Here is a 24,322-nt window from a genome sequence, read left to right on the forward strand (position 1 = left end):
CTCAGCGCTGGCGCTGCTGTGGCTGCCACAGCGCCTCGCCCTGGCCGTCGGCACGGGCCAGGACCCGGGCCAGCACGAACAGCAGGTCCGACAGCCGGTTGAGGTACTGCAGCGCTTCGCTGCGCACGGGCTCAAGGCGGGCCAGGGTGACGGTCTCGCGCTCGGCGCGGCGGACGATGGTACGGGCCAGGTGGCAGCGTGCAGCGGCCTCGCCCCCGGCCGGCAGGATGAACTCCTTCAGCCTCGGCAGGCTGGCGTTGTAATGGTCCAGCTGCTGCTCCAGCGCCGAGACATCAGCGGCGTGGATCGCCGCATGGCCGGGGATGCACAGCTCGGCACCGAGGTCGAACAACTGGTGCTGCAGGTGTACGACCAGCGCGCGTACGTCCTCCGGCAGCGGTGCCGCAAGCAGCAGGCCGAGCGCGGCGTTGGCCTCGTCGACGGTGCCGTAGGACGCCACGCGGGCGTCATCCTTGGCGACGCGCTGGCCGTCACCAAGGCCGGTACTGCCGTCGTCGCCGGTGCGGGTGTAGATGCGCGAGAGGCGATGACCCATGGCGCGGCTCAGTGCCGGATGTCGCGGCGGGCCTGCTGGAGCTTCAGCACCTGCTCCACGGCCAGCTGCAGCGCGGCGGCCAGCGCCACGTAGATGGCCGTGGTGCGCAGGTAGGGGCCGAACCACTGTGCATAGTTCTGCGCCCAGCCGGCCAGGGTCGGCTCGGCCACGTTGCGGGTGGTCCAGTAGAAACCGCCCTGCGCCAGCAGGTGGCAGACCGCCACCGAGGCGACCAGCAGCAGCGCGCCCTTGGCCAGCACCGGCCAGCGCGCGCTCTGGTAGTTGCGGCCCAGCAGCATGCCACCGGCCCACAGCGAGAAATAGGCTGGCAGCAGCATCCAGTAGCCCGGCGACACGCAGTAGTGCTGCCAGAAGTCCAGGCCGCTGCTGCGGATCACGATCCAGTCCACCAGCACCGCGAACACCATCAGCAGCGGGAACGCCCAGCGCGTCCAGCGCGCAAGGTAAAAGCCGCCGATGAAGAACACCGCCCACGAGGCATCGGGGATGGCCGCGAAGTGGTTGACCCGGGTCGCTGCCAGCACCAGAACGAGCACGGACAGGACGAAGGCGCGGTTGGCAGTGTCGGACATGGTGGCGGGCCCGGAGCGGATTCAGGTTTCATTCTAGCCCGCCGCGCGACTTGGCGCAGAGCCGGCCGTTCGGCGTACAGACGGGGCGAGCGCGTATCATGAACGCATGAGTGAACGACATGACGTGCTGATCGTCGGTGGTGGCCTGGTCGGCGCCAGCCTGGCCATTGCCCTGGACCGCCTCGGCCGCGACGTGGGCCTGCTCGAGGCAAGCCCGGCCGGCGAGTTGCCGGCGGTGTTCGACCAGCGCAACCTCAGCTTCGCCGCCGCCACCGTCAACGCGCTGACCGCGCTGGGGGTGATGCAGAAACTGGCGATGGCGCCGGGCCCGATCCGCCGCATCCATGTCAGCCGCGCCGGCGATTTCGGCCGTGTGCAGCTGGAAGCAGCCGATTACGACCGGCCGTGGTTCGGCCAGGTGGTGGTCGCCCGTGACTTCGGCCAGGCGCTGGAGGCACGCCTGCAGGAGCTGCCGCGGCTGCACCGTTACCGCCCGATGCGGTTCCTGGGGCTGGGCGAGGTGGTTGACGGCTACCGCCAGGTACGGGTGGCCGACGAGGCCGGCGAGCGCGTGCTGCTGGCACGCTTGGTGGTCGGTGCCGATGGCACGAACAGCGGCGTGCGCGATGCGCTGGGCATCGAGGTCGACCGCCATGATTTCCAGCAGACCCTGTTCGTGGCCCGCGTGCGCAGCCAGCGCGCGCCGGACGGCACGGCCTGGGAGCGCTTCACCGATACCGGTCCGACCGCGCTGCTGCCGCGGGGTGACCGCCACTTCGGCGTCGTGCATGGCGTGGCACGCGACCAGGCCGATGCGGTGATGGCGCTGGACGACGCGGCCTGGCTGCAGCGGCTGCAGGATGCGATCGGCTGGCGTGCCGGCCGCCTGCTTGAATCCGGTCCGCGCAGCGCTTACCCGCTCATCCAGGTGCTGGCGCGCGCGCTGGCCGGTGAACGCACAGTGCTGCTCGGCAATGCCGCGCAGACCATCCATCCGCTGGGTGCGCAGGGCTTCAACCTGGGCCTGCGCGATGCGCTGACCCTGGCCGAGTTGCTGGAGGATGCACATGAGGATGCCGGCAGCGATGCGCTGCTGCAGGCCTATGTCGCGCGCCGCGAGGAAGACCGACGGCAGACGGTGGCGTTCTCGGGTGGCCTGGCACGCCTGACCAGCAATCCGGCACCGCTGATGCGGCCGCTGCGCAGCCTCGGCCTGGTGGCCGCACAACGCACCTCGGTGCAGTCGATGCTGGTGGGTGGTGCGATGGGCTTCCGCGGTGAAGTGCCGCGCCTATGCCGTGGAGAAGCTGCATGAGCCGGCGCACGCGCCTGGACGTGGCCATTGTTGGTGGCGGCGTGGTCGGTGCCGCCTGTGCGCTGGCGCTGGCCGATGCCGGCTTGTCGGTTGCGCTGGTGGAGGGCCGTGAACCGGCACCGTGGCAGGCCGCGCAGCCAGACCTGCGGGTGTTCGCCTTTGCCGCCGACAACGTGCAGCTGTTGAACCGCCTGGGGGTGTGGCCGGCCATCGCGCAGGCCCGCGCGTGGCCCTACCGGCGCATGCAGGTGTGGGATGCGGCCGGTGGCGAGGATCTGTTGTTCGACGCTGACCGCTTCGGTCGGCGTGAGCTGGGCTACATCGTCGAGAACGGCCTGCTGCAGGATCGCCTGTGGTCGGCGCTGCCGGCGGCGGGCGTGCAGCTGCATTGCCCCGCACGGGTGGAAGCGCTGGAGCAGGACGAGGACGGCGTGCGCCTGCGGCTGGATGACGGGCGCCGCCTGGAAGCGGCGCTGGCCGTGGCCGCCGACGGCGCCGAATCGACCCTGCGCCAGCTGGCCGGGATCGAGGTCGAGCACCATGACTACCACCAGCGTGGCGTGGTGGCCTATGTGGACAGTGAGCTGCCGAACCAGGCCACGGCCTGGCAGCGCTTCCTGCCGACCGGACCGCTGGCGTTGCTGCCGGTGGCCGAGCGCCGCAGTTCGATCGTCTGGACCCTGCCCGAAAACGAAGCGGCTCGCGTGCTGGCGTTGGACGAAGAGGCGTTCAACCGCGAACTGACCCGCGCCTTCGCGGCGCGCCTGGGTGAGCTGCGGCTGGCGTCACCGCGTGCGGCCTTCCCGCTGCGGCGCCAGCTCGCCCGTCATTACGTCGCCGGCCGCGTGCTGGCGCTGGGCGATGCTGCACATGTGGTGCATCCGCTGGCCGGGCAGGGCGTGAACCTTGGCCTGCGCGATGTCGCCGCCCTGCAGCAGTGGCTGGCGCCGTCGGCCGAACGCCGCGGGCAGCCACGCCTGTCGCCGCAGCGCCTGCAACGCTGGGCGCGCGAACGGCGCAGTGACAACCAGATCGCCGCCTACAGCTTCGACGCGATCAACCGCCTGTTCTCCAACGACGAAATGCACCTGACCCTGGCCCGTGGACGCGCGCTGGGCTGTGTCGGCAAATGGCCGCCGCTGGTGCAGGCGTTCTGGAAGCGCGCCGCCGGCGTCTGAGCGGGTAGCGCCGGGCCCTGCCCGGCGAGCGCGTAGCGCGGTAGTCGCCAACCTTGGTTGGCACGCGTGACTCGGATCAGTCGATCAGCCAGCCGGCCAGGTCGGTGCGGTCCAGCTTGCCGCGATGCTTCTCGTCCAGCGAGGTGAACTCATCGCCCAGCGCTGGGTTGGCCTGTGCCTCGTCGCGGCTGATGAAACCATCGCCGTCCACGTCTAGCGCAGCGAAGTGGATGCGGTACTGCCCGACCACGCTGGCCGGGCTGACCGAGCGCACCGTCACCGGCGTTTCGCCCAGCGGCACGGCGATGTCGACGCTGCCGGTCACCCGGCCACTGGCCAGTGACTGCTGGCGGACCACGCCGCTGTCATCGCGCAGCGGTGCGCTCTGTGCCGGTTGGGGTAGGGCCACCTGCGCCGACGCAGCCGCCGGCAGCAGGGCCAGCAGGAGTGGAATCAGTCGAAAGTGCATGCAGTCTTGTTCCCGGTAGCGCCGGGCCATGCCCGGCGGACATCGCGCATCAGCGCAGCTGCGAAGCCAGTACGGTGATCTCTTCACGATCGTGATAGAGCTGCTTGGCGCGCACCACCAGTGGCTTGCCGGCCTGGTCCTGGAACAGGTCCAGGCACAGCCGGGTTTCATCCCAGCGCTTCTTCATCGGCAGCTTCAGGTTGAAGATCGCGTGCCGGCACCAGCCTTCGCGGAACCAGGTGGCCATGCGTTCGGCGACGCGGCGCGGCTGCTCGACCATGTCGCAGACCATCCAGTCCAGCGGTTGTTCCGGATGCCAGTGAAAGCCATCGGCGCGCAGGTGCTCGACCAGTCCAGTGTCCAGCACGTGCTGGCGCAACGGGCCGTTATCGATGCTCAGCACGTGCATGTGCTGGCGCGTCAGTACCCAGGTCCAGCCGCCCGGTGCGGCGCCGAGGTCAGCCGCGCGCATGCCGGGTTTGGCCAGCGCCTCACGTTCTTCCGGCGTCAGAAGGGTCAGCAACGCTTCGTCCAGCTTCAGCGCCGAACGCGAAGGCGCTTCGGGCAGCAGCTTCAGGCGCGGGATGCCCAGTGCCCATGGTGCGCTGTCGGCCGGGTCGGCCACGCAGACAAAGGCGTGGGTGCCGTCGACGAATACCACGTGCAGGCGCGGCAGGCGGGTGTTCGGCTTGTCGGTCAGCGTGCCGGCCTTGCGCAGCGCCGGGCGCAGCGCATTGCCGAAGGCGCGGGCGAGCCCGGACAACGGCTTGCCGGCATCCGAATCCGGGTGCTCCACCCACAGGTCGCCGAAGCGCGGCGCATCGGCCAGCACCTCCAGCATCGGGGTGATGCGGTCGGCCGGGTCCAGCTGCGGCAGTTCGGCCAGCACCACCAGCTTCTGCCGCGCGAAGATCAGCTCGCGCCAGCGCAGGCGCGGCGCCAGCGCGGCGGCTTCGTCGCACATGAACAGCACGTAGCCATCATTGCGCTGGGTGCGCGCGTAGCCGGCGAAACCGGCTTCACCGGCGCGGAACTGCAGCTCGCCGGCCAGCTCGGGCTCGAATCCCTGCCGGCACAGGCACAGCAGGCCGATGCCGGTTTCAGTAACGGGCGCCATCGCTTTCCCCATAGGCACGCAGCACGCTGCGCGCGGCGTCGCGGTTCAGGCCCTGCACGACTTCGATGCCGCGCTTGTTGAGCTCGCCGACCCAGTCCGCCGGCAGCGGGCCTTCGTCGAACGGAGTCAGTTCCTCGACGTCGGCCGAGTTGGCGCCGATCAACAGGCGGTCGATGCCGGCCCACACGGTGGCGCCGTAGCACTGGCAGCATGGCTGCGAACTGGTGGCGAGGGTGACCGGCGACAGCACCGCGTTCAGGCGCGGCGTCTGCAGGCGTTGCTGGGCCAGCATGTAGGCCATGTTCTCGGCGTGCGCCAGCGAGGTCGCGTGCGGCATCACCCGGTTCACGCCGGCAGCGATCACCTTGTCGTCCGGGCCGAACACCACGGCGCCGAACGGACCGCCACTGGCGTGCTCGACGTTCAGTCGCGACAGCTCGATCGCCAGCGCGACCTTGGCCTCATCGCCCGGATATCGACGATCCAGGTCGATCTGGTCGTGGATCCAGGCGGGAAGGGTCAGGTGGACTTGCGCGTACAGCATCGCGGGGGTGCCTCGTGTGGGATGGGAAAAGTGCGGTTGCTTGGGGAAACCGGCGCGCAGTGTAGCCGCACCGGCCTGTATCGGGTGTGGGCGCGGGTCAGCCGGGTGAGCCGGTGCGGATCACCACGTACTGCTTGCGGAATTCCAGCCCGGCCTGCGGCCAGCTGGCCGCGTAGGCGCGCAGCAGGGGCAGGGCGGCGGCAAAGTCGTGGCCATTGACCCGGCAATCGGCCTCGCACAGGCCGTCGGCATCGCGCGAGGCGAACAGGCGGATGGCGAGGAACTGGCGCGCCTTCAGCAGGTCGTCGAAGGCATCCATGCTCCTGGTGAACAGACAGCAGGGGCAGGAACCGTGGTCGTCCTCGCTGCCGGTGGAGGGATCCACCTCCTGCGCGCGGTAGTGCGCCAGCGGCCCCAGCACCACGGTGCGTTCGTGTTCCTCGCCGTCGTCGCTGGCCGGATAGGTCAGGCCCATCATCGGCAGGCCCTGGGCATCTTCGGCGCCGATCGCGGTCTGCAGGGTCGCCAGGTCCACCCGCACCCAGGTCTGGAAGCCGGACTGCAGCGACGCCTGCTCATCGGCACCGTTGGCGTGCTGGTACTCGAACAGGCCATCGGCGAACAGAGTGGTGTGCTGCACCTCGATGACCGTGGAGGTCTGCCAGCCACCGTTGTCGCGCGCGTGTGCCGCCATCGCGTGCGGGGTCAGGCGCAGGCCGCTGTCCAGCAGCAGCGCGCCGCCGTCGACGCGGCTGGCGATGCCGGCGTCCTGCAGGACCTGCTGCAGCAGCGGGAGGAGGGCGGTGGACGTCGTGGTCATGTCAGGCCTGTGGATGGATCGGGTGGAGCATCCAGGCCGGGCCTGGTGCTAGTGATCGAGCGCTTCGCGTTCTGCGCGATATCGCAGTGCGTCGGACTGCTGCTGCGGATCGTTGCCATGATCACGCAGCCAGGTATCCAGTTCACGGCGATAGTCCGCACGGAAGTCGGCGTTGCCCGGGCTGAAGTGCAGCTTGCGCGCCGCCACCTCCACCCGCTCGCGCGCGCTGGCACGGGCCTGGGCGATGCCGTGCGGTGATTCGTTGGTGAGGATGACGAAGTTGCGCGGAAAGCCCGGGGTGTACTTCACCACGAACGGCTGGTCGCGCGCCGGGATGCGGATCGCGTTCTCCAGCGGCCACAGCGAGGCGGTGTTGGTATGGAACACCACCTCCACGTCGCGACCCTCGGCGGTGCGCAATACCGCTTCGTAACGCCAGATGTACTGTTCGTTGAGCGTGGAATTGGTTTCCTCGGCCTTGACGATCACCGCTTCACCGCGCTCGCCCACCGCATTGAGGAAGGTGGCGTTGAGGAAGCTGCCGAGGAAGATGTTGAGCATCGCCAGCGGAAACACCACGATGGCGTAGACCGGCGAACGCCGCCACCATGAGACCAGCCCGGCCAGCACCATTGCTGCAAAGAACGTCAGCAGCGGATGCTGCGAGATGAACCAGAGCAGGGCGGACGGGGCGGTGATCATCGTCGCGGTCGTGCGGGCGCCATGCCGGCGCCCGCGCAGATCCTCAGGCCGACCAGGTGTCGCGCAGGGTCACGCTGCGGTTGAACACCGGCTTGGCCTCGGTGTGGTCGCGGCGGTCGGCAACGAAGTAGCCGGTACGCTCGAACTGGAACGACTGCTCCGGGGCGGCGCTGGCTGCGGCCGGCTCGACATAACCGGTGACGGTGCGGCGCGATTCCGGATTGAGGCAATCACGGTAGGTCTTGCCTTCCGATTCGTCGTCCGGGTTCGGCACCGAGAACAGGCGGTCGTACAGGCGGATCTCGGCCGGCACGCCGTGCACGGCGCTGACCCAGTGGATGGTGCCCTTGACCTTGCGGTTGGCGCCTTCCATGCCCGGACGCGATTCCGGATCCAGCCAGCCGCGCAGCTCGGTGATGGTGCCGTCGGCATCCTTGATCACTTCATCGCAGCGGATGATGCCGGCGCCGCGCAGGCGCACTTCGCCACCCGGGACCAGGCGCTTCCAGCCCTTCGGCGGCACTTCGGCGAAGTCCTCGCGGTCGATCCACACTTCGCGTGCGAACGGCACTTCGCGGCTGCCGAAGCTCTCGTCCTTCGGGTGGTTGCTGAAGGTCAGCTGTTCTTCGTGGCCTTCCGGCAGGTTGGTCAGCACCAGCTTGACCGGATCGACCACCGCCATGCGGCGCGGTGCGGCGCTGTCCAGGTCTTCGCGCAGCGCGCCTTCCAGCACGCTGAAGTCGATCAGCGAATTCTGCTTGCTGATGCCCACGCGCTCGGCGAACAGGCGCATCGCCGCCGGGGTGTAGCCGCGGCGACGCAGGCCCTGCAGGGTCGGCATGCGCGGATCTTCCCAGCCGTCCACCAGCTGTTCGGTGACCAGCGCCATCAGCTTGCGCTTGCTCATCACCGTGTAGTTGATGTTCAGGCGCGAGAACTCGATCTGGCGCGGCTTGGCCGCTTCGCGCGGCAGGCCGGCGTCGACCAGCGGCTGGGTCAGCGCGTCGTCATGGGCGAAATCGACGTTGTCCACGCACCAGTCGTACAGCGGGCGGTGGTCTTCGAATTCCAGCGTGCACAGCGAGTGGGTGATGCCCTCGATGGAATCGCCCAGTGCGTGGGCGAAGTCGTACATCGGGTAGATCGGCCACGCGTTGCCGGTGTTCTGGTGCTCGACGTGCTTGATGCGGTACAGCGCCGGATCGCGCAGGTTGATGTTGCCGCTGGCCATGTCGATCTTCGCACGCAGGGTGCGCGCGCCATCCGGGAATTCACCGGCGCGCATGCGGCGGAACAGGTCGAGGTTTTCCTCGACGCTGCGGTCGCGCCACGGCGACGGACGGCCCGGCTCGGTCAGGGTGCCGCGGTAGGCGCGCACTTCCTCGGCCGACAGGTCGCAGACGTAGGCCTTGCCCTGTTCGATCAGCTTCTCGGCGGCCAGGTAATAGGCCTGGAAGTAGTCCGACGCGTGGCGCAGCTCGTTCCAGCTGAAGCCCAGCCAGCGCACATCATCCTGGATCGCGGCCACGTACTCCGGGTCTTCCTTGGCCGGGTTGGTGTCGTCGAAACGCAGGTTGCAGACGCCGCTGAACTCACCGGCGATGCCGAAGTTCAGGCAGATCGACTTGGCATGGCCGATGTGCAGGTAGCCGTTCGGCTCGGGCGGGAAGCGGGTCTTGATCGCCTGGTGCTTTCCGCTGGCCAGGTCCTCGCGCACGATCTGGCGGATGAAATCGCGCTTTTCGTGGCTGTCGGCGGGGGTCTCGGGGCTGGCGGGGGTGTGCTCGGACATGAGTCTGGGGCGAAAAAGGGCAGAAAGACCAACAGTCTAGCGCGTACAGGCCAGGGCTGCCCGGTCCGGAACGGTAGCGCCGGGCCACGCCCGGCGAGCGCGGCGGCGCGATTCAGCCCCCGGGCGTATGCTGGACCCCTGACTCAAGGAGCCGCCCATGCACATCGTGTACAAGGCCGACAATCTGTTCGACGCCCACCTTGTGAAGCACGCACTGGAAGACGCGGGCATCCCCGCCTTCGTGTTCGGCGAGCAGCTGCTGGGCGGCATGGGCGAGCTGCCGCTGTTCGGCGTGCTGCGGGTGGGTATCCCCGACGCGGCGCGGCCGCAGGCCGAAGACATCGTGGCGGCGCTGGACTTGGGCCACGCGCCGGACGCCCCCATTTCAGATGCAGACGACATAGCCGGCCTTCCGGCGTAGGAGCGCATCATGTTGGGAATTGGCCAGGGCATCCTCGGCATCGGCGCCTTCAAGCAGCGCCTGCCGCGCCCGGAAGAGGCGCTGCCGGGACGCGAGCAACCGCTGCCGCTGCACAGCAACCAGCACTTCGTGAACAGCCATCCGCTGAAGGACCGCTTCGCCGGCCTGCAGCAGATCCGTTTTGCGCTGGGCTGCTTCTGGGGCGCCGAGCGCAAGTTCTGGACCGAACCGGGCGTGTACAGCACCTCGGTCGGCTATGCCGGCGGCATCACCCCGAACCCGACCTATGAAGAGGTCTGCTCGGGCCTGACCGGCCACACCGAAGTGGTGCAGGTGGTGTTCGACCCGGCGGTGGTGAGCCTGGAGCGGCTGCTTCAATTGTTCTGGGAGAGCCACGACCCGACCCAGGGCATGCGCCAGGGCAACGACACCGGCACCCAGTACCGCTCGGCGATCCACGCCACCGACGAGGCCCAGTACAAGGCCGCGCTGGCCAGCCGCGAGGCTTACCAGGCCCAACTGGATGCGGCCGGTTACGGCCCGATCACCACCGAGATCGTGTACCCGGCGCCGGCGTACTACTACGCCGAGGATTACCACCAGCAGTACCTGGCGAAGAACCCGAACGGCTACTGCGGCATTGGCGGCACCGGCGTGAGCTGCCCGATCGGGCTGGATGTGGAGGCGCCGCGCTGACGCGTGGAGGTCCGCCTGCGGCGGGCAACGTCAACATCAACATCCAAAGCGGCTCTGGGGTGCTGATGGTTTGGCGGGACGGGGACGGCTGGCAGGACACGCCGTAAACCCCGCTCCGCGGTCCGGCCCAGCCGCTGGCGGCTGGGCGTTCGGGCGCTTGCGAAGCAGTGCTTCGCGAGCAAAGCGCCCTCACCCCTGGGGGCTCGATGGCGCCTTGCTCGTGTGCGCTGTCCTGCGCACACGGCAAGACCGGGGTTGGGCGTCCTGCCCAACCCGCCCGAGGCATGCCTCGGGCCCATGGCGCCAACGGTCCTGCCAACCCACACCGCCCCACCCCCCGACAGTTTCCCGGTGACGGTGGGAAAGAGCATTGGGTTACTGACGAACTGATGGGAAAGAAAAAGGACGCGGCGTTCGCCGCGTCCTTTTTCTTTGGTTCTGCATTGCCCTTGTAGAGCCGAGCCATGCTCGGCTCCGAGCAAGCGAAGCGCGCGACCCGCTGTTGCTCTTCTTTCTTTCTTCCGTGGCGGGCGGCCGCAGGAAACTGTCAGAGGGCGGGCGGGTTGGGTTCGTGGGGGTGTCCGCGGCATGGATGCCGCGGCCAAGCCCCCATGGACGGGTTCACGGCGTCCCCCGCGAACCCAACCCGCCCGACCCAGCGCGATACAAGTCGACTAACAGTCGACTCTACCGAACCGAGCAGCCCGCCACGAGGGGCTCAGCCGTTGGCCGGAATCACAGTGCCGCGCGGATCCGCTCGCGCAGTGCTTCCAGATCCTTGGCAAACGCATCGATACCCGTCGCCAGCTTCTCGGTCGCCATCGGATCGGCCGCCAGGTCCGCCGCGAACTTCGCTGCGTCGATCGGGGTCACCGCCACGCCATCGGCGGCACCGGCCACCAGCTTGCGCGGCAGCTCGCCATGGTCGGCGTCCAGCTTCTCCAGCAGGTCCGGCGAAATCGTCAGGCGATCGCAACCGGCCAGCGCTTCGATCTGCGCGGTCGAACGGAACGAGGCGCCCATCACCACCGTCGGCGAACCGCGACGCTTGAATTCGGCATACACGCCACGCACGAACTTCACGCCCGGGTCTTCGTCGATGCTGGCCGGGGTCTGGCCGTTGGCCACGTACCAGTCCAGGATGCGGCCGACGAACGGCGAGATCAGGAACGCGCCGGCTTCGCTGCAGGCAAGCGCCTGGGTCGGGTTGAAGATCAGGGTCAGGTTGCAGTCGATGCCCTCGGCCTGCAGGATGCGCGCGGCTTCCACGCCTTCCCAGGTGGCGGCGATCTTGATCAGGATCTTTTCGCGCGGCACGCCGGCATCGGCGTACATCTGGATGAACTGGCGGGCCTTGGCCACGGTGGCGGCGGTGTCGTGGGCCTGGTCGGCATCCACTTCGGTGGACACGCGGCCCGGCACCAGCGTGCTCAGCAGCGCGCCGACGCCGATGGTGAGGCGGTCGGCCACGGCGTGCACCACGGCTTCGCGGTCTCCGGTCTGCTGCCGGCCCCAGGCCAGTTCGCGTTCGATCAGCTCGGCATAGACCGGCAGGTCCAGCGCCTTCTTCACCAGGGTCGGGTTGGTGGTGCAGTCCACCGGCTGCAGGCGCTTGATCGCCTCGTAGTCACCGGTATCGGCAACGACCACGGACAGTTCGCGCAGCTGGGACAGTTTGGACGGGGTACTCATTACGGCTCCTGGTGCAGGGGGATCGAATCGCGCGCGGTGCGCAGCGGTAATCAGGGACGGTCGTTGTGGACCGCGGTCACGCGCAGGCGCAGCTTGCGGCCGCCGGGCGCATTCCAGTCGATGCTCTGGCCAACGGCCAGGCCGAGCAGGGCACTGCCGACCGGAGCCAGCACGGAGACCTTGCCTTCGTCGACGTTGGCTTCACGGGGGAAGACCAGGGTCAGGACATGCGTTTCGCCCGACACCTCATCTTCGCACTCCACGCGCGAATGCATCATGACGATGCCTTCGGGAATCTGGTCCGGTGCCAGCACGGTGGCCCGGTTGAGTTCTTCAGCAAGCGCGAGCGCGGCAGGCGTCTGGCTCAGCGCAGGGGATTCGAGCATGGCGTCCAGGCGGTCCATGTCGAAGGTAGAAACGGTGATCGACGGCGGCAGGCCGCTGGCGGTGTTCATGGTGAAGCTCCTTGGTTGAAAGCCATGCAAAAGGCGGCGCCTGCTGGCGCCGCCTGTCTGTATTGTGGGGACAAATGCGGCCGGAATCGACTCCTGCCGATTCCGGGCCGGTGCTGCGGGGGCTCAGCGGTTCAGCGCAGGGCCGGGCAGGGCCGCAGCCTCGTCGGTGGCAGTGAGCGCATCGAGCGTGAACAGCGCCTGCGGCAGGCGCTTGAACTGGTCGGCCAGCTCCATCAGGAACTCGTTCATGGCCGAACTGCGGCGCCAGATCATGGCGATACGCCGGCTGGGACGGCCTTCGCCGGTGAAATCAAGCAGGCGGATGTTGTTCGAGCGCGGCACTGGCGGCTGCACGGAGAGGCTGGGCAGCAGGGTGATGCCGACGTCGGCGGCGACCATCTGGCGCAGGGTTTCCAGGCTGGTGGCGCGGAACTCGGACTTCTCGTTGGCGCCGAACAGGCGGCAGACTTCCAGCGCCTGGTCGCGCAGGCAATGCCCGTCTTCCAGCAGCAGCAGCTTCTGCGTGGCCAGTTCCTGCACGTCCAGGTGTTCGCGACGGGCCAGCGGGTGGCGCCCGGACACCGCCAGCAGGAATGGCTCCTCGAACAGGAACTCGGCGTGCAGCTGATCGTCGATCACCGGCAGGGCCAGCAGCGCAGCATCGAGCTTGCCTTCGCGCAGGCGGTCCAGCAGCACATCGCTCTTTTCCTCGACCAGCAGCAGTTCCAGCTCCGGGAAACGCTCGCGGATGCGCGGGATCACATGCGGCAGCAGGTAGGGGCCCAGGGTCGGGAAGATCCCCAGGCGCACCGTACCGGCTTCCGGATCGCGGCTGCGCCGTGCCGCTTCCTTCAGCTGTTCCACTTCGGACACGATCACCCGTGCCCGCGCGGCTGCTTCCTGCCCGGCCGGGGTCAGCATCACCTTGCGCGGCGCGCGTTCCACCAGCGGCAGGCCCAGCTCTTCTTCCAGCTTGCGGATCTGCGTGGACAGCGTGGGCTGGCTGACGAAGCAGGAGGCGGCAGCCCGACCGAAATGCTTGTGGTCGGCCAGGGCTACCAGGTACTTCAGATCACGTAGGTTCATCCTTACACCCCAGGGGTAACGGACCGGCTGACGGCGTGGTTACCCGACAGGCAGACAAGGTTCCCGGTGATCTGGGAACGGTGGATCAGGCCGCTTCAGCAACGGCACCGCTGCTGTTGCTTACCGACGAGCGGATCAGGTGGTCGAACGCGCTCAGTGCGGCGGTCGAGCCGGCGCCCATGGCGATGATGATCTGCTTGTAGGGCACCGTCGTGCAATCGCCGGCGGCAAAAACGCCCGGCAGGCTGGTCTGGCCGCGGTCGTCGATGACGATCTCGCCACGCGGCGACAGCGCCACGGTGTCCTTCAGCCATTCGGTGTTGGGCAGCAGGCCGATCTGCACGAAAATGCCTTCCAGCTCGACGCGGTGGGCATCGCCACCGACGCGGTCCTTGTAGACCAGGCCGGTGACCTTGCTGCCATCGCCCAGTACCTCGGTGGTCTGCGCACTGGTCAGCACGGTGACGTTGCCCAGGCTGCGCAGCTTCTTCTGCAGCACTTCATCGGCGCGCAGGCTGGAATCGAATTCCAGCAGGGTCACATGCGACACGATGCCCGCCAGATCGATGGCCGCTTCCACGCCGGAGTTGCCGCCGCCGATGACTGCCACGCGCTTGCCCTTGAACAGCGGGCCATCGCAGTGCGGGCAGTAGGCCACGCCCTTGTTGCGGTACTGGTCTTCGCCCGGCACGTTCATCTGCCGCCAGCGCGCGCCGGTGGACAGGATCACCGAGCGCGACTTCAGTACCGCGCCGTTCTCCAGCTGCACCTGCACCAGGCCGTCTTCGCCGGCCGGCACCAGCGCACTGGCGCGCTGCAGGTTCATGATGTCCACCTCGTACTCGCGCACGTGCTGTTCCAGCGCCGTGGCCAGCTTCGGGCCCTCGGTCTCCTTCACCGAAATGAAGTTCTCGATGGCCATGGTGTCCAGTACCTGGCCACCGAAACGCTCGGCGGCGATGCCGGTGCGGATGCCCTTGCGTGCGGCATAGATCGCCGCTGCAGCGCCGGCCGGGCCACCGCCCACCACCAGCACGTCGAAGGCATCCTTGGCGGCGATCTTCTCGGCATCGCGCTTGCTGGCATTGGTATCCAGCTTGGCCACGATCTGCTCGAGGGTCATGCGGCCCTGGTCGAAGACTTCACCGTTGAGGTACACGGTCGGCACCGACATGATCTCGCGCTTCTCGACTTCGTCCTGGAACAGGGCACCGTCGATGGCCACGTGCTGGATGCGCGGGTTGAGCACTGCGGCCAGGTTCAGCGCCTGCACCACGTCCGGGCAGTTCTGGCAGGACAGCGAGAAATAGGTTTCGAACCGGTACTCACCTTCCAGATTCTGCACCTGCTCGATCAGTTCGGCGGTGGCCTTGGACGGATGACCGCCGACCTGCAGCAGCGCCAGCACCAGCGAGGTGAACTCGTGGCCCATCGGCAGGCCGGCGAAGGTCAGGTGGATGTCCTGGCCCGGGGTGCCCAGGTCGAACGAGGGCACGCGGCCCTGACCGTCGCGCAGCACCTGCAGCGAGATCTTGTCCGACAGGCTTTCCAGGGTCTGCAGCAGTTCCAGCATTTCCTGCGACTTGGCCCCATCGTCGGCGTGCGCGGTGATCTGGATCGGGCGGGTCACGCGCTCCAGATAGGTCTTCAGCTGCGACTGCAGGTTGGCGTCCAACATCGGGTCATCTCCTGGCTTCAGGCAAACAGGGGGCGTGGCACCGCTGTAGAAGGTAGCGGACCAGCAGGGGGTAGGGGTGAACCCAAGACAGCGACCGTGGAAGGGGCTGGCTGGCCAAGGCTGGCGCGCGTTGGCTGTCTTGGGTTCACCCCCACGCCGGCGGGGGGACCGGCACGGGGATGAAGGGCGCGCCGTGACGTGGGGCCACGGCAGGCCGGTACTGCGTTAGATCTTGCCGACCAGGTCCAGCGACGGGGTCAGGGTCTTCTCGCCTTCCTTCCACTTGGCCGGGCAGACCTGGTTCGGGTTGGCGGCGGTGAACTGGGCAGCCTTCAGCTTGCGCAGGGTCTCGGACACGTCACGGGCGATCTCGTTGGAGTGGATCTCCAGGGTCTTGATCACGCCTTCCGGGTTGATGATGAAGGTGCCGCGCAGGGCCAGGCCTTCTTCCGGAATGTGCACGCCGAAGGCGTTGGTCAGCTGGTGGGTCGGGTCGCCGACCAGCGGGAACTGGGCCTTGCCGACGGCCGGCGAGGTTTCGTGCCACACCTTGTGCGAGAAGTGGGTGTCGGTGGTGACGATGTAGACCTCGGCGCCAGCCTTCTTGAACTCGGCGTAATGGTCAGCTGCGTCTTCGATCTCGGTCGGGCAGTTGAAGGTGAAGGCGGCCGGCATGAAGATCAGGACGGACCACTGGCCCTTCAGGCTGGCATCGGAAACCTTGATGAACTCGCCATTGTGATAAGCGTTGGCTTCGAACGGCTGGATCTGGGTGTTGATCAGGGACATCGTTTTTCCTCTGGTGAAGGGGAGTGGGTGAATCGACAGGAGCTAGGTTACCGACTCGCTGGCGATAAGAACAATCCATTGATTGCATCTATTTGATAGATAGAGTCTATCAAGGGGTCATGAGCCGGCACTGAACCTTGCTGCTTCCATCCTGCAACTGCCTGTATGACAAGGAAAATTCTTCCCGGCAGGTGAACGCGGCCGATAGCCCGTCCTTATTCCGTTTGCCAGAACCTGAACGGATTCCGGCGTTGTAGAGCCGAGCCTACGCTCGGTTGCGGATCTGTAGAGCCGAGCCCACGCTCGGCTGTCCCAGAAGCAGCCGAGCATGGGCTCGGCTCTACAATTGCGGAATGTCTGTCAAAACCGAATCCTCCCTACGCCAGGTCGTGGCCGACGCCAGTGCCCGCCTGGGCGGCATCGACGCCCGCCATGAGGCCGAACTGCTGCTGCTGCACGTGCTGGACCGCCCGCGCAGCTGGCTGTTCGCGCACGCCACCGATCCGCTGGCTGATGCCGAACAGGCTGCCTTCGACGCGTTGCTGGCCCGCCGCGTGGCCGGTGAGCCGGTGGCTTACCTGACTGGCCGCCGCGGCTTCTGGACCCTCGATCTGGAGGTGGACCCCTTCACCCTCATCCCGCGCCCGGAAACCGAGTTGCTGGTGGAGCTGGCGCTGGAGCGCCTGCCGCTGGAGCGTGACCTGCAGGTGGCCGACCTCGGCACCGGCAGCGGCGCGATCGCGCTGGCGCTGGCCAGCGAACGGCCGCAGGCGCAGGTGCTGGCCACCGATGCCAGCCCGGGCGCGCTGGCCGTGGCCGCGCGCAATGCCGCCCGTCATGAACTGGGCAACGTCCGTTTCGCCGAGGGCGGGCACGACTGGTATGCGCCGTTGCAGGGGGCGCGTTTCGACCTGATTGCCAGCAACCCGCCGTACATCGCCAGCGATGACCCGCACCTGCAGCAGGGCGACCTGCGCTTCGAGCCGTCCACCGCACTGGCGTCCGGCCTGGATGGGCTGGATGACATCCGCCGCATCGTCGACGGCGGCCGGGCGCATCTGCTGCCCGGTGGCTGGTTGCTGATCGAGCATGGCTGGGACCAGGGCGAGGCGATCCGCGCGCTGTTCGACGCCGCCGGTTTTGCCGACGTGCAGACCGTGCAGGACCTGGAGCAGCGCGACCGCATCACCCTGGGCCGGCGTCCGGCCTAGAATGGAGGTTCTCCTGCCCCGGCAGGGCATCACCCTGGAGCTGCAAGCATGCGTACGCTGTACCCCGCCATCACCCCCTACGACGTCGGCACCCTGAAGGTCGATGACCGCCACACGCTGTACTTCGAACAGTGCGGCAACCCGGATGGCAAGCCGGTGGTGATGCTGCACGGTGGCCCGGGCGGCGGCTGCAGCGACAAGATGCGCCAGTTCCACGACCCGTCGAAGTACCGCATCATCCTGTTCGACCAGCGTGGTGCCGGCCGTTCCACCCCGCACGCGGACCTGGTGGACAACACCACCTGGGACCTCGTTGCCGATATCGAAAAGCTGCGCGAGCACCTGAAGGTGGATCGCTGGCAGGTATTCGGCGGCAGCTGGGGTTCGACCCTGGCGCTGGCCTATGCAGAAACCCACCCGCAGCGCGTGACCGAGCTGGTGCTGCGCGGCATCTTCATGCTGCGCCGCTGGGAACTGGAATGGTTCTATCAGGAAGGTGCCAACCGCCTGTTCCCGGATGCCTGGGAGCACTACCTGAAGCCGATCCCGTCGGTGGAGCGTCATGACCTGATCTCGGCCTTCCACCGCCGGCTGACCAGCGACGACGAAACCACCCGCCTGGAAGCGGCCAAGGCCTGGGCGGTGTGGGAAGGCGCGACCAGCTTCCTGCACGTCGATGACGACTTCATCAACAGCCACGAAGACCCGCACTTCGCGCTGGCCTTCGCCCGCATCGAGAACCACTACTTCGTCAACGGTGGCTTCTTCGAGGTGGAAGACCAGCTGCTGCGCGACGCGCACCGCATTGCCGACATTCCGGGCGTGATCGTGCACGGTCGCTACGACGTGGTCTGCCCGCTGGCCAACGCCTGGGACCTGACCAAGGTGTGGCCGAAGGCGAAGCTGGAAATCACCCCGGCCTCGGGCCACTCGGCGTTCGAAGCCGAGAACGTGGACGCACTGGTACGCGCCACCGATAGCTTTGCTTGATCGGGAGTGCCGGCCGCTGGCCGGCGACGCCAGGGTCGACGCCAGGGTCAGATCCCTTTCCCGAGGAAAGGGATCTGACCCCGGCCCGAATGCACCGATCTACCAGTTACCGGCCAGCAACGCGTCAGCCAGCACCTGCAGCTTCGGCGAGTGCTGCCGCGAGGGCGGATAGATCAACGACAACGCAAGGCTGCGGCCTTCATACGGCTGCAGCACGCGCTGCAGCCGGCCATCGGCCAGCGCGTCGGCCACGGCGAAATCCATGACCTGCACGATACCGATGCCGGCGATGGCCGCTTCCACCAGTGGATCACCGCTGTCGAACACCATCCGCGTCGGCGGCGTGACTTCCCGCAACTGGCCGTCCTGCAGGAACTGCCAGTCGACCACGCGGCCACTGCGCAGGTTGCGCACGGCCAGGCAGGCGTGGTCCCGCAGCGCGGCGACATCGACCGGCGCGCCGCAGCGGGCCAGGTAGTCCGGACTGGCCACGGTCACCCAGCGCAGCGGCCGCAAGGGCCGCGCAACAATGCGCTGGTCGGCAATCACGCCGGTGCGCAGCGCTGCATCGAAGCCTTCCTCGACCAGATCGACCAGGCGGTCGCTCAGCACCGCTTCCACCTGCAACTGCGGATGCTGCTGCAGCAGCGGCGCCAGCATCGGCACCAGCACCTTGCGCCCGAACATCGACGGCGCGCTGATCTTCAATGTGCCCGAGGGCGTGCAGGGTCGGTCGGCCAGCTGGCGCTCGGCATCGTCGAGGCCAGCCAGCAGCGGCATCACCTGTTCGACGAACTGGCGGCCATCCGGGGTCAGCGCCACGTTGCGGGTGTTCCGCTGCAGCAGCTTCACCCCCAGCGTCGCCTCCAGCCGGCCGATCGCGCGCGACAGCCCGGATTGGCTCAGGCCGAGCTGGCCGGCGGCCACCGTGAAGCTGCGCGCTTCTGCCACCTGCACCAGCATGCGCACCGCATTGAGGTCCATCGAGGCTCCATTCATGCGAAAAATCATGACAGATATGGGCGGCAAGGGCTTTATTGAATTGTCCGCATCAATGAGACTGCGCTCCCCCCATCGCTCCAACCCACCGATGCCTCCCCTCAACTATCCACGCTGGGCGCTGACCCTGTTGGCCACCGCGCAGCTGATCATCGCGCTGGACGCCACCATCATCTTCGTCGCCCTGCATGACATGGGCCGCGCGCTGCAGATCAACGCGCAGCAACTGCAGTGGGTGGTCAGCGCCTATACCGTCGCTTTCGGCGGCAGCCTGCTGCTGGGTGGCCGCGCCGCCGATCTGATCGGTCGCCGCCGTTTCTACCGGCTGGGCATGCTGCTGTTCGCACTGGCCTCGCTGCTTGGTGCGCTGGCGCCGAATGCGATCCTGCTGATCATCGCGCGTGCCGCACAGGGCGTCGGTGCGGCGCTGCTGTTCCCGGCCACGCTGGCATTGATCAACACGTTGTACGCCGAAGGCCCGGTGCGCAACCGCGCACTGGCGATCTGGAGCATGGCCAGCGCGGTCGGCCTGGCGCTGGGCACGCTGCTCGGCGGCGTGCTGACCCAGGCGTTCGGCTGGCCGGCGGTGCTGGCGGTGATCGTGCCGCTGGCCACCGCATGTGCGGTCGCTGCCGGTGCGTGGTTGCCGGGCGATGGCCCACGGGTGCAGGGGCGTTCATTCGACCTGGCCGGCTGCCTCACCGTCACCGCCGGCGGCAGCCTGCTGGTCACCACCCTGGTGCAGGGGCCGGAGTGGGGCTGGGCGGCACCGGCCACGATGCTCTGCCTGCTGCTTTCAGCGGTACTGCTGACCGTGTTCGTGCAGATCGAGAAGCGCAGCCGTGACCCGCTGATGCAGTTCGCGCTGCTGCGCCTGCCCGGCCTGCGTGCGGCACTCGGCCTGACCTTCGCCTTCATGAGCAGCTACGGCGTGCAGTACTACTTTCTGGCGCTCTACTTCCAGGATGGCTATGGCTGGAGCCCGCTGCAGGCTGGCATGGCCTTCCTGCTGCCGACCTTGGTGTGCACCTTCGGCATCCGTATTGCCGAGCGCATGCTGCGGCGTCGTTCACCACGGCAGGTGCTGGCCTGGGGCTTCGCCGCCGGTGCCATCGGCATCGCTGCGGTGGCGCTGGCGATGCCGCATGGCGCTGGTTACTGGCCGCTGCTGCCGGGCATCGTGGTGCTCAGCGTCGGCCAGGGCATGAGCTGGACAGCGATGTGGATCGTGGCCGGTCAGGGCGTGCCGGGACCGCAGCAGGGTGTCGCGTCCGGCATGGCCGCCACCGCCCAGCAGATCGGCGGCGCGCTGGGACTGGCGGTGCTGGTGATGGTGGCCAACGCCGCGCGCGGCACGCAGGCAGCAACCAGTGCCGATGCCCTGCAGGGCATGGTCAATGCCCAGTACGGCGCCGCGCTGTTCGCCGCGCTCGGCGTGGTCATCGCGCTGGGCCTGCGCCCGGCGCCGGTAGACTCGGCTGCCACTACCTGCCTGGGCACCGACGCATGATCGAACTGCTGGACCTGCAACAGACCCTGCATGCCTTCGCAGCCTGCAACGATGATGATGAGGTGTACGGCTCCTTCGGTTGGGTGCACGCCACCGAGGGCGACCTGCTGCAGGCACGCTTCTGGTTGCCACCCGATGAGGATGCCGCCTTCGATGAGGACAGCGAGGTCCCGGCTGAGGCACGCGCGCTGGGCCTGGGCGCGTTCCTGGAACCTGCGACGTTTGCGGATGTGCTCGACGTGCAGAAGCGGCAGCGCCCGTTGTCTTCGTTGCGGGACTACGCGCAGGCGCTGGCGTACTACGCCGAGTACGACGCGTTCCGGCAGGTCGAAGGCATCGACGAGGTGCTGGGCGAAGCGGAAGCTGCGGAACAGGCGGCTGCGCGCGAGGCGGGAGTGGGGACAGGCATCTTCGCGTCCTTCGATCTGGCATTGAACGCGTGCCCGGAGGCGCAGGTCAAAGCGGCGGCCCAACGCGTGGCGCGCCTGCTGGAGATTCCGGTGAGCGATGCATTGGCGCGCTGCCGCGCGTTACCGCTGCTGCTGGGTGAAGCGCTGGATCGTCGCCGCGCGCAGGCGATCAAGGATGACTTCGCCGACATCGGCGCGACGCTGCAGGTGCGTGGCTACAAGCCGTTCCCGTGGATGGACGCGCCCGCATTGCCTTGAGCAACACCCTCCACGCAGGGCGTGGATGACGTTCAACCGAACGCCAGCAACTGCGGCTGCAGCGCGCTGAAAATCCGCGCCAGCCGCTCCGCCCAGGCCTGCTGCCCGGCCACGTCGGCGATCAGGTCCTGGCGGATCTCCAGCTCCACGTGCACCAGGCCACGGCCTTCGCCGTGCACCGGTACCGCGTAATCGCTGGTGCTGCTGACCGAATACGGCTCGTTGTCACCCACCACCAGGTCGCCCTCGTCGCGCAGCGCCTGCAGCAGGGCATGGGCAAAACGCGTGTCCTGGTGGTACAGCACGCCGGCGTGCCACGGCCGCTGCACGCCGTTCATCACCGGTGTGAAGCTGTGCATCATCACCAGCAGGGTCGGGCGGCCGGCATCACGGCGTGTATCAAGCTCGGCGTCGATGCGCGCGTGGTACGGCGCATGGATCGCCTCGATGCGTTGCTGCCGCTGCGCCACTGACAGCCCGGCATTGGCTGGCACCACGGTGTGGTCGCTCACTTCCGGAATCAGCGTTGGCGAGGCCAGCGGGCGGTTGCAGTCGATCAGCAGCCGCGAATAGGTCTGTTCGATCGCCCAGGCATCCAGTCGTTCGGCCAGTGCACGGGTGGTGCCGGCAATGCCGATGTCCCAGCCGATATGGCGGTCCAGTTCGGTCTGCGGCAAGCCCAGGCCTGCGAGGACGCGCGGCACCCGCTGGCCGGCATGGTCGGCCAGCAGCAGGAACGGCGAGGCGCCCTGCGGCCGGTGGATCGTGTGGATCGCCGGGTCGTCTGCGCCGAGCAGGGCCGGCAGCGCGTGCAGGTCGGCGTCAGCCACGCGGGCGTCCGTCCAGGTGGTGCTCGATCATCCACAGCCCGGCCCAGAGCTTGGCGTCCAGCTCGTAGCCTTCGCCCATCTTCTGCACCAGCCAGGCTGCGGCTTCGCTGCGCGGAATCTCGTGCACGGTGATGTCTTCGCTGTCATCACCACCGCCCTCGCCGACACGGCGCAGGCCGGTGGCGCGCACGAAGGCGATCTTCTCGCTGCTGGCGCCAGAGGACGTCGGGCCGATCATCAGCACTTCAGCGTGATCGGCGGTCCAGCCGGTTTCTTCCTCCAGCTCGCGCACCGCCGAGACTTCGATCGACTCGCCGGCGTGGATGTCGCCGACCAGGCCGGCCGGCATCTCGATGGTGGGGGCCTGCAGCGGCACGCGGAACTGCTCGACGAACAGCACCTTGTCCTCGGGGGTGACGGCGATGATGATCGCGGCCAGGCCACCGGCATGGGTACGTTCGCTGTATTCCCAGGTGCCGCGCACCAGCATGCGCTGGTACTTGCCTTCATAGACGACACGCGGGGCTTCGGTGTTGCGCTGGCTCATGCGGGCTCGCTGTGGGTGGGAAGAATATCGGGCACGCCAGCGGCATCGAACAGCCGGCGGCGGGTCATCGGGCCGAAGCGCAGGGTCTGGCACAGGCCGCCGAGCAGCTCGGGATCGGCGGTCTGGCGCAGCAGGCCGGGTTGGCTGCCTTCCAGCGGCGCGTCCAGCGCGATGGTGGTCAGCTGGCGCCAGAGCAGGGCGTGCTCGCGCTGCTCGCGCAGGCGCACGGCCATCTGGGCGGCGCCACGCAGGCGCAGGAACGGCACTTCATCCAGTCGCTCGTACAGCACGTCCATGCTGCCGAAATGGGCCAGCAGCACGGCAGCGGACTTGCTGCCGACGCCACTGACACCGGGAATGTTGTCCACCGCGTCGCCACACAGCGCCAGGTAATCGGCGATCTGGTGCGCATGCACGCCGTGTCGCGGCTTCACCCCGGCCACGTCCCAGCGCTGGTTGCGTGCGTAGTCCCACTGTTCGTCGTGGTCGAGCAGCAGCTGCGAGAGGTCCTTGTCGGCGGAGATGATCACGCCGCGATGGCTGCCACGATGCACGTGCAGTGCGCTGCCGATCAGATCGTCGGCCTCGTACTCGTGGTGCGCAAGCACCGCCAGGCCCAACGCCGCGCACAGCGCCTTGCAGTGCACGAACTGGCGCTTGAGCGCCTCCGGCGCCGGGTCGCGGTTGGCCTTGTAGGCCGGATACAGTCGGTGGCGGAAGCCGCTGTCCAGCGCTTCGTCGAAGGCAATGGCGATGTGCCGCGGGCGCTCGCGCTCGAGCAGGTCCAGCAGGAAGCGGGCGAAGCCGTGCACCGCGTTGGTCGGCCAGCCCTGCGCGTCCTGGAACTGGTCCGGCAGCGAGTGCCAGGCGCGGAACACGTAGATGCTGGCGTCGACCAGGTACAGCGAGGGCGGCGCTGCCGGCAGGGTCATGCCGGCGGCGTCCAGTCGCGCAGCAGGGCCGCCGGATCGGGGCGCTCGCGTTCGGGGACGGCGGCCTTCGGCGTGCCGATATGGATGAAACCGGCAATGCCTTCGCCCTCGGACAGCCCCAGATAGGCCTGCACGGCCGGATCGAAGGCCATCCAGGCGGTCAGCCACTGCGCGCCGAAGCCCAAGGCCTGAGCGGCCTGCAGCAGCGCGAAGCAGACGCAGCCGGCGGTCATCAGCTGTTCCTGTTCGGGCACCTTCGGGTCCGGTCGCGGGCTGGCCACCACCACGATCACCAGCGGCGCATGGCTGAAGCGCTGGCGGTCCTTCTCGAACACCGCCTCGCCGGCCTGCGGGTCACGCTGGCGGCTGCGCTGGGCCAGGAAGTCGCCCAGAGTGTGACGTGCATCGCCGGCAATCTTCAGGAAGCGGAACGGTACGCGCTTGCCGTGGTCGGGAACACGCACTGCGGAGGCGAGCATCCGCTGCAGGGTGGCCGGATCCGGGCCGGGCTCGGCCAGCTGCCGCGAAGGCACGGAGCGGCGGGCATCCAGGGCGAGCAGGGCAGCGGGGTCGGGCATGGTGTCTGAACCAGTCATCACGGAGGTTTGATTATAGTCGGGGTGGTCAAAGACGCCGTCTGTGTCGCGTCTGGCCTCTGAATATCAAACTGTGATGAACGTCATGCCACTGGCGGGAAACGGGCAGCCGCTTCCCCTCGCCTCGCAGGCCTTG

General features: G+C 68.0%; 26 protein-coding genes. 8 read left to right on the forward strand and 18 right to left on the reverse strand.

The genetic code is table 11. From position 1 onward, the window contains the following. Position 1 precedes the first annotated feature (1 nt). Together QP512_RS03475 and QP512_RS03480 are read right to left on the reverse strand one after the other, a co-directional pair. Complete coding sequence (locus tag QP512_RS03475) at positions 2-556, reverse strand: cob(I)yrinic acid a,c-diamide adenosyltransferase (protein ID WP_286071006.1); 555 nt, start codon at positions 554-556, stop codon at positions 2-4. Between the two features lie 8 nt (positions 557-564). After that, positions 565-1,149, reverse strand: a complete 585-nt coding sequence (locus tag QP512_RS03480) for a hypothetical protein (protein WP_286071007.1) — start codon at positions 1,147-1,149, stop codon at positions 565-567. A gap of 106 nt (positions 1,150-1,255) precedes the next feature. Here QP512_RS03480 and ubiH point away from each other — a divergent pair, with 106 nt between their 5' ends. After that, positions 1,256-2,464 (forward strand): 2-octaprenyl-6-methoxyphenyl hydroxylase, encoded by a 1,209-nt coding sequence (gene ubiH / locus QP512_RS03485; RefSeq protein WP_286071008.1) that lies wholly within the window; start codon positions 1,256-1,258, stop codon positions 2,462-2,464. Next, a complete protein-coding gene (locus QP512_RS03490) occupies positions 2,461-3,642 on the forward strand; it encodes a UbiH/UbiF family hydroxylase (protein ID WP_286071009.1) in 1,182 nt (393 codons plus the stop codon). The genes ubiH and QP512_RS03490 overlap by 4 nt, the downstream gene beginning before the upstream one ends. Positions 3,643-3,718: 76 nt before the next feature. Here the strand turns inward: QP512_RS03490 and QP512_RS03495 are convergent, their stop codons facing one another. The 6 genes from QP512_RS03495 to QP512_RS03520 form a co-directional block, all read right to left on the reverse strand. Continuing rightward, positions 3,719-4,111: an EF-hand domain-containing protein gene (locus QP512_RS03495; protein WP_286071010.1), complete on the reverse strand. Its 393-nt coding sequence runs from the start codon at positions 4,109-4,111 to the stop codon at positions 3,719-3,721. Between the two features lie 49 nt (positions 4,112-4,160). Next, entirely contained in the window at positions 4,161-5,228 is a 1,068-nt protein-coding gene (rlmM, locus tag QP512_RS03500; protein ID WP_286071011.1) for a 23S rRNA (cytidine(2498)-2'-O)-methyltransferase RlmM, read from the reverse strand. Next, positions 5,212-5,772: a nucleoside deaminase gene (locus QP512_RS03505; RefSeq protein ID WP_004154307.1), complete on the reverse strand. Its 561-nt coding sequence runs from the start codon at positions 5,770-5,772 to the stop codon at positions 5,212-5,214. Before QP512_RS03505 ends, rlmM begins: the two co-directional genes overlap by 17 nt. 97 nt (positions 5,773-5,869) lie before the next feature. Further along, positions 5,870-6,592 carry a DUF6348 family protein gene (locus tag QP512_RS03510; RefSeq protein WP_286071012.1) on the reverse strand — a complete coding sequence of 241 codons (723 nt, stop codon included), beginning with the start codon at positions 6,590-6,592 and terminating at the stop codon, positions 5,870-5,872. A 48-nt stretch (positions 6,593-6,640) separates the two neighbouring features. Further along, the gene (locus tag QP512_RS03515) at positions 6,641-7,294 is read right to left on the reverse strand and encodes a hypothetical protein (RefSeq protein ID WP_286071013.1); all 654 of its coding nucleotides are present in this window, start codon (positions 7,292-7,294) and stop codon (positions 6,641-6,643) included. 43 nt (positions 7,295-7,337) lie between these two features. Continuing rightward, positions 7,338-9,086 carry a glutamine--tRNA ligase/YqeY domain fusion protein gene (locus tag QP512_RS03520; RefSeq protein WP_286071014.1) on the reverse strand — a complete coding sequence of 583 codons (1,749 nt, stop codon included), beginning with the start codon at positions 9,084-9,086 and terminating at the stop codon, positions 7,338-7,340. Positions 9,087-9,243: 157 nt separating this feature from the next. Between QP512_RS03520 and QP512_RS03525 the strand changes: the two genes are divergently transcribed. Together QP512_RS03525 and msrA are read left to right on the forward strand one after the other, a co-directional pair. Further along, a complete protein-coding gene (locus QP512_RS03525; RefSeq protein ID WP_005408153.1) occupies positions 9,244-9,507 on the forward strand; it encodes a DUF2007 domain-containing protein in 264 nt (87 codons plus the stop codon). Between the two features lie 30 nt (positions 9,508-9,537). Then, positions 9,538-10,203, forward strand: a complete 666-nt coding sequence (gene msrA, locus QP512_RS03530) for a peptide-methionine (S)-S-oxide reductase MsrA (RefSeq protein WP_286071985.1) — start codon at positions 9,538-9,540, stop codon at positions 10,201-10,203. Between the two features lie 735 nt (positions 10,204-10,938). On the opposite strand, the gene QP512_RS03535 is transcribed toward msrA, so the two are convergent. The 5 genes from QP512_RS03535 to ahpC form a co-directional block, all read right to left on the reverse strand. Then, a complete protein-coding gene (locus QP512_RS03535) occupies positions 10,939-11,895 on the reverse strand; it encodes a transaldolase (protein WP_286071015.1) in 957 nt (318 codons plus the stop codon). A 50-nt stretch (positions 11,896-11,945) separates the two neighbouring features. Continuing rightward, the gene (gene rnk, locus QP512_RS03540; RefSeq protein ID WP_286071016.1) at positions 11,946-12,350 is read right to left on the reverse strand and encodes a nucleoside diphosphate kinase regulator; all 405 of its coding nucleotides are present in this window, start codon (positions 12,348-12,350) and stop codon (positions 11,946-11,948) included. Positions 12,351-12,473: 123 nt separating this feature from the next. Further along, positions 12,474-13,436 (reverse strand): LysR substrate-binding domain-containing protein, encoded by a 963-nt coding sequence (locus QP512_RS03545; RefSeq protein WP_286071017.1) that lies wholly within the window; start codon positions 13,434-13,436, stop codon positions 12,474-12,476. Between the two features lie 85 nt (positions 13,437-13,521). Next, a complete protein-coding gene (ahpF, locus tag QP512_RS03550; protein WP_286071018.1) occupies positions 13,522-15,114 on the reverse strand; it encodes an alkyl hydroperoxide reductase subunit F in 1,593 nt (530 codons plus the stop codon). Positions 15,115-15,339: 225 nt separating this feature from the next. Continuing rightward, complete coding sequence (gene ahpC / locus QP512_RS03555; RefSeq protein WP_005408159.1) at positions 15,340-15,903, reverse strand: alkyl hydroperoxide reductase subunit C; 564 nt, start codon at positions 15,901-15,903, stop codon at positions 15,340-15,342. A 353-nt stretch (positions 15,904-16,256) separates the two neighbouring features. Between ahpC and prmC the strand changes: the two genes are divergently transcribed. Together prmC and pip are read left to right on the forward strand one after the other, a co-directional pair. Continuing rightward, complete coding sequence (gene prmC, locus QP512_RS03560) at positions 16,257-17,114, forward strand: peptide chain release factor N(5)-glutamine methyltransferase (protein WP_286071019.1); 858 nt, start codon at positions 16,257-16,259, stop codon at positions 17,112-17,114. 48 nt (positions 17,115-17,162) lie between these two features. Then, the gene (gene pip / locus QP512_RS03565) at positions 17,163-18,104 is read left to right on the forward strand and encodes a prolyl aminopeptidase (protein WP_014646006.1); all 942 of its coding nucleotides are present in this window, start codon (positions 17,163-17,165) and stop codon (positions 18,102-18,104) included. Between the two features lie 99 nt (positions 18,105-18,203). Here pip and QP512_RS03570 read toward each other — a convergent pair whose 3' ends face one another. Next, entirely contained in the window at positions 18,204-19,088 is an 885-nt protein-coding gene (locus tag QP512_RS03570; protein ID WP_286071986.1) for a LysR family transcriptional regulator, read from the reverse strand. A gap of 106 nt (positions 19,089-19,194) precedes the next feature. Here QP512_RS03570 and QP512_RS03575 point away from each other — a divergent pair, with 106 nt between their 5' ends. Together QP512_RS03575 and QP512_RS03580 are read left to right on the forward strand one after the other, a co-directional pair. Continuing rightward, the gene (locus tag QP512_RS03575) at positions 19,195-20,613 is read left to right on the forward strand and encodes an MFS transporter (RefSeq protein WP_286071020.1); all 1,419 of its coding nucleotides are present in this window, start codon (positions 19,195-19,197) and stop codon (positions 20,611-20,613) included. Then, complete coding sequence (locus tag QP512_RS03580) at positions 20,610-21,281, forward strand: hypothetical protein (protein WP_286071021.1); 672 nt, start codon at positions 20,610-20,612, stop codon at positions 21,279-21,281. Before QP512_RS03575 ends, QP512_RS03580 begins: the two co-directional genes overlap by 4 nt. Before the next feature lie 32 nt (positions 21,282-21,313). On the opposite strand, the gene QP512_RS03585 is transcribed toward QP512_RS03580, so the two are convergent. The 4 genes from QP512_RS03585 to QP512_RS03600 are packed head-to-tail and all read right to left on the reverse strand — an operon-like array spanning position 21,314 to position 24,168. Further along, a complete protein-coding gene (locus QP512_RS03585) occupies positions 21,314-22,111 on the reverse strand; it encodes an N-formylglutamate amidohydrolase (RefSeq protein ID WP_286071022.1) in 798 nt (265 codons plus the stop codon). Further along, positions 22,104-22,658: an NUDIX hydrolase gene (locus QP512_RS03590; protein WP_286071023.1), complete on the reverse strand. Its 555-nt coding sequence runs from the start codon at positions 22,656-22,658 to the stop codon at positions 22,104-22,106. The genes QP512_RS03585 and QP512_RS03590 overlap by 8 nt, the downstream gene beginning before the upstream one ends. Beyond that, on the reverse strand, positions 22,655-23,590 hold the full coding sequence (locus QP512_RS03595; protein WP_286071024.1) for a 5'-3' exonuclease H3TH domain-containing protein: 936 nt from the start codon (positions 23,588-23,590) through the stop codon (positions 22,655-22,657). The genes QP512_RS03590 and QP512_RS03595 overlap by 4 nt, the downstream gene beginning before the upstream one ends. Next, complete coding sequence (locus tag QP512_RS03600; protein WP_286071025.1) at positions 23,587-24,168, reverse strand: nitroreductase; 582 nt, start codon at positions 24,166-24,168, stop codon at positions 23,587-23,589. The genes QP512_RS03595 and QP512_RS03600 overlap by 4 nt, the downstream gene beginning before the upstream one ends. Positions 24,169-24,322 lie beyond the last annotated feature (154 nt).

The organism is Stenotrophomonas sp. 57 (genome assembly GCF_030291075.1).
GTDB lineage: Bacteria > Pseudomonadota > Gammaproteobacteria > Xanthomonadales > Xanthomonadaceae > Stenotrophomonas.

Coding starts and splice junctions, on each gene's coding strand:
- QP512_RS03475 (WP_286071006.1), bottom strand. CDS start 556: ATGGGTCATCGCCTCTCGCGCATCTACACCCGCACCGGCGACGACGGC.
- QP512_RS03480 (WP_286071007.1), bottom strand. CDS start 1,149: ATGTCCGACACTGCCAACCGCGCCTTCGTCCTGTCCGTGCTCGTTCTG.
- ubiH (WP_286071008.1), top strand. CDS start 1,256: ATGAGTGAACGACATGACGTGCTGATCGTCGGTGGTGGCCTGGTCGGC.
- QP512_RS03490 (WP_286071009.1), top strand. CDS start 2,461: ATGAGCCGGCGCACGCGCCTGGACGTGGCCATTGTTGGTGGCGGCGTG.
- QP512_RS03495 (WP_286071010.1), bottom strand. CDS start 4,111: ATGCACTTTCGACTGATTCCACTCCTGCTGGCCCTGCTGCCGGCGGCT.
- rlmM (WP_286071011.1), bottom strand. CDS start 5,228: ATGGCGCCCGTTACTGAAACCGGCATCGGCCTGCTGTGCCTGTGCCGG.
- QP512_RS03505 (WP_004154307.1), bottom strand. CDS start 5,772: ATGCTGTACGCGCAAGTCCACCTGACCCTTCCCGCCTGGATCCACGAC.
- QP512_RS03510 (WP_286071012.1), bottom strand. CDS start 6,592: ATGACCACGACGTCCACCGCCCTCCTCCCGCTGCTGCAGCAGGTCCTG.
- QP512_RS03515 (WP_286071013.1), bottom strand. CDS start 7,294: ATGATCACCGCCCCGTCCGCCCTGCTCTGGTTCATCTCGCAGCATCCG.
- QP512_RS03520 (WP_286071014.1), bottom strand. CDS start 9,086: ATGTCCGAGCACACCCCCGCCAGCCCCGAGACCCCCGCCGACAGCCAC.
- QP512_RS03525 (WP_005408153.1), top strand. CDS start 9,244: ATGCACATCGTGTACAAGGCCGACAATCTGTTCGACGCCCACCTTGTG.
- QP512_RS03535 (WP_286071015.1), bottom strand. CDS start 11,895: ATGAGTACCCCGTCCAAACTGTCCCAGCTGCGCGAACTGTCCGTGGTC.
- rnk (WP_286071016.1), bottom strand. CDS start 12,350: ATGAACACCGCCAGCGGCCTGCCGCCGTCGATCACCGTTTCTACCTTC.
- QP512_RS03545 (WP_286071017.1), bottom strand. CDS start 13,436: ATGAACCTACGTGATCTGAAGTACCTGGTAGCCCTGGCCGACCACAAG.
- ahpF (WP_286071018.1), bottom strand. CDS start 15,114: ATGTTGGACGCCAACCTGCAGTCGCAGCTGAAGACCTATCTGGAGCGC.
- ahpC (WP_005408159.1), bottom strand. CDS start 15,903: ATGTCCCTGATCAACACCCAGATCCAGCCGTTCGAAGCCAACGCTTAT.
- prmC (WP_286071019.1), top strand. CDS start 16,257: ATGTCTGTCAAAACCGAATCCTCCCTACGCCAGGTCGTGGCCGACGCC.
- pip (WP_014646006.1), top strand. CDS start 17,163: ATGCGTACGCTGTACCCCGCCATCACCCCCTACGACGTCGGCACCCTG.
- QP512_RS03570 (WP_286071986.1), bottom strand. CDS start 19,088: ATGGACCTCAATGCGGTGCGCATGCTGGTGCAGGTGGCAGAAGCGCGC.
- QP512_RS03575 (WP_286071020.1), top strand. CDS start 19,195: ATGCCTCCCCTCAACTATCCACGCTGGGCGCTGACCCTGTTGGCCACC.
- QP512_RS03580 (WP_286071021.1), top strand. CDS start 20,610: ATGATCGAACTGCTGGACCTGCAACAGACCCTGCATGCCTTCGCAGCC.
- QP512_RS03590 (WP_286071023.1), bottom strand. CDS start 22,658: ATGAGCCAGCGCAACACCGAAGCCCCGCGTGTCGTCTATGAAGGCAAG.
- QP512_RS03595 (WP_286071024.1), bottom strand. CDS start 23,590: ATGACCCTGCCGGCAGCGCCGCCCTCGCTGTACCTGGTCGACGCCAGC.
- QP512_RS03600 (WP_286071025.1), bottom strand. CDS start 24,168: ATGCCCGACCCCGCTGCCCTGCTCGCCCTGGATGCCCGCCGCTCCGTG.